The 2,899-nt window shown below is 42.7% G+C and carries 4 protein-coding genes and 1 pseudogene; 1 reads left to right on the top strand and 4 read right to left on the bottom strand.

Annotated elements, in window-relative coordinates; all coding sequences use genetic code 11:
• Positions 1-202 (top strand): transposase (locus VB775_RS26430; protein ID WP_416235814.1); only part of this gene is annotated, 202 nt, incomplete at its 5' end.
• 331 nt (positions 203-533) lie between these two features.
• Here the strand turns inward: VB775_RS26430 and VB775_RS10170 are convergent.
• The 4 genes and pseudogenes from VB775_RS10170 to VB775_RS26425 all read right to left on the bottom strand — a co-directional run.
• Positions 534-1,331: a molecular chaperone gene (locus VB775_RS10170; protein WP_281008347.1), complete on the bottom strand. Its 798-nt coding sequence runs from the start codon at positions 1,329-1,331 to the stop codon at positions 534-536.
• A gap of 190 nt (positions 1,332-1,521) precedes the next feature.
• Positions 1,522-1,992 carry a hypothetical protein gene (locus VB775_RS10165; protein WP_281008348.1) on the bottom strand — a complete coding sequence of 157 codons (471 nt, stop codon included), beginning with the start codon at positions 1,990-1,992 and terminating at the stop codon, positions 1,522-1,524.
• Between the two features lie 175 nt (positions 1,993-2,167).
• On the bottom strand, positions 2,168-2,743 hold the full coding sequence (locus tag VB775_RS10160) for a hypothetical protein (RefSeq protein WP_281008349.1): 576 nt from the start codon (positions 2,741-2,743) through the stop codon (positions 2,168-2,170).
• Positions 2,744-2,780: 37 nt separating this feature from the next.
• Positions 2,781-2,899: pseudogene (locus VB775_RS26425) on the bottom strand (IS30 family transposase); the annotation flags it as partial.

The raw sequence follows: 2,899 nt of genomic DNA, 5'->3' as shown, positions 1-2,899 counted from the left end.
ACTGATTTTCTTGCCCACTTATTCTCCTGATTTATCACCGATTGAGATGTTTTGGTCAAAAATCAAATCCATTCTGCGTTCGATTGCTCCGAGAACCACTGAGCAGCTTTATGATGCTATCACTCTCACTTTCAATTCTGTTTCCGATTCTGACTTCTTTGGCTGGTTTTACGAATGTGACGCTCGTACCACGCTCATTTGAAAACCGCTATATGTTTAATCACTCGACGCATGATGATGTAGATGATCTATACTGCGCGATCAAAAAAGCCCTATGCAGTATAGAAGTTAGGAAATGTAATGACAACAATACAAAACAATAAATGATAGAACTGTAGGGGCAGAGCATTCCCACCACAATCTATAAAATTTGCAGATAATCTACTTCTGGGAATGCTCTGCCCAAAACCTCGCAACGCAGGGACAAATTGTCGATCAAAGCGGAGAGGGCGTAGCATTTGCAGATCAGGGTTCCTGTGATGAGTTTTAAAATTGTGGCGCAAATGCTACGCCCCTACTGTGTACTGGTGACATTAATTACCGCGATCATACTCGAATGTGCCTGATAGCTTCTCATTGGGTAAGCCGACGGGGCAAGGCAACGAAAAACGGCGTTTGCTACCTGCCAACATATTCTCGCCATTTACGCCTGTGAGTTGCTTTGCTTCTAATTTGATGGGGTTAGCTTCTTTGCCGATGGGAGCGAGACTGAGGCGGAGGTTACTGAGCAGGGCGTGGGCTGTACCTTGATTAGCAAAGGTTAGCTGTAATTTATTTTCTTTTTTGCCATCTTTGCTAGTTTCCACTTGACAAACAGCGTTCTCTAGCGTGACATTAGGCGCAACGTTGGGCGGTACGACATAAACAGATCCCATGTATTGAAAGAGAACTTTGATTGAGACTGTCGTATTACCTTGGGTTTGCGTAATTTCTGTTAAGTCGATGGGCAGTTGCTCAGCGATGATCCGATAGGAAAGCTCTTTGGATGGATTAGCATCTCCCACCCAAGTAACTCGCACGGTTTGGCTTTCGCCAGCCTTAACCAACATTTGCGGTGGATAGAGAATAAAGTCATCATCGGCATCGGTATTAATCTCTTTGCCATCAAGATCCATTTCCCGTTTCACCATTCTGATTTGAATAGCAGTAGCTTTTTTGCCTGTGTTTCTGACCACAAAGGACTGATTTGATTTTTGTCCAGAGGGGGCAAATTTTGACAACATTGGCGAAAACTGGAAGGTGGCTTCGACTTGAGATGAGGAAGGAAGCGCAGTAACTAGATTTGCACCGATGATCAATGGCAAGATGGCGGCAAGCGATCGCATATTCATGATGATGACCTCTCTATAGTTTTGTTTCTAATCGTACTAGCCCCTTGCCCTCACCCCTAGCCCCTCTCCCTCAGGGAGAGGGGAACAAGAAAGAATTAAATCTTATTCTGCATCTTCCTAAGGAAGAGGGAAACAATAAACTAGTCTTACTCCCCCTCTCCCCTAGGGAGAGGGGGCTGGGGGGTGAGGGCTACTTCGCAACAAATGTAAAGGTGAGTTGATCGGAATAACTGCCTGCGGGTTTAGCGGAAATGGCAGATTGACTAATCGCTATTTGAATACTTCTGTCGCAACCATTTGTACTAGCACAGTCAGTTATCAAGGTACTCACATTTTCTACAGTTTTATCTGTTGTCTCTAGTTGTCCCTGTTCTATTCCATTATAGTTCACTGTGTAATCAATCAACTCACCCGAACTACGCTTTAATGCTCCTCCATTTATTGATTTTGCATTAACGATAAATCCATTTGCATTATCTGTTTTGATATTCACCTTGCCAATTAAGGTGTTGGGCAATGCGGTGTTAGGAATCAGGACAACAGGTGGAGAAATGGTAGTAGAACTAAAGGTAATGGAATTAACTTGGGTAAATGCGGGGAAGGGGCATAGGTAATAGCAGCTTGAGAATAATAGGAAAGAAATTGAGAACTTTTTGAACATAGTTAATAGGGCTTCAATTACTTAACAGTATAGAGGACGCATTGCGCCCCCCCTATACTGTTAAGTAATTGTAAGATGGATACCATTTAGGCTAGAAATTAAGAAGGTTCTTAGGTTCAGCTTTACAAGGATCATCTATACATCTTGGTTTAATGCTTTGATACCTGATCAACACTTAAAAACCTGAGACAAGCCCAACGGTAATTGTATCTTTATAGTCACCAGCTTTACGATTCGCGAAACTAGTAGCAGGAGTTTTCATAATAACGTCAAGCTGTATCTCATTCAATTCAGAAGTGGTTGCGTTGGTGGTATATACGTCAACTGTACCAGTTGACAATAGGGTTGCACCCGTTACACCATTCCCAGTAGCTGCAATCGGAGCACCCGATTTACTGGCTGTATCGATAGTATAGGCAACTCCAACAGCATCGGCATCACCTGCATTAATCTTCAAAAAGCCATTCTGACTAGACTTAGCGTAAAGCTTCCAAGTAGTACCCGAATTATTTTGGGCTTTCATAGTACCAATTGATAAACCAGTTGATGTCGCGGCATCAAGACCAGCACCTTTGATAGACTTTGCAGTAACAGGAGTATAACTAGATGTCATAATTGCTACGTTTTCTACAACAATATCTTCAGCCTTCGCAGAAGGAGCCAGAGCCAACACTGTAGCAGAAGTCAAACCGATCGCAAGAATTGCACGTCCAGAAATAGAAACCAATTGACGAAGTGTAGTGCGTAGCATAATCTTAACCCTCTCTTTCTGAATCAATCACGCCAATTCAAGGATGAAATGCAACGGGTTCTGATGAAGCAAAGAATACTTCGTAAGGAGTACGATAGTCAAGTGATTTTCTGGGTCTGTAATTGATCAAATTCACTGCCTTCTGAAAGTCCTCTT

This window comes from Pseudanabaena sp. CCNP1317, from assembly GCF_034931345.1.
GTDB classification, from domain to species: Bacteria; Cyanobacteriota; Cyanobacteriia; order Pseudanabaenales; family Pseudanabaenaceae; genus Pseudanabaena; species Pseudanabaena galeata.
Note: the sequence above shows the minus strand (reverse complement) of the source record. Positions and strands in the feature narration are given on the sequence as shown.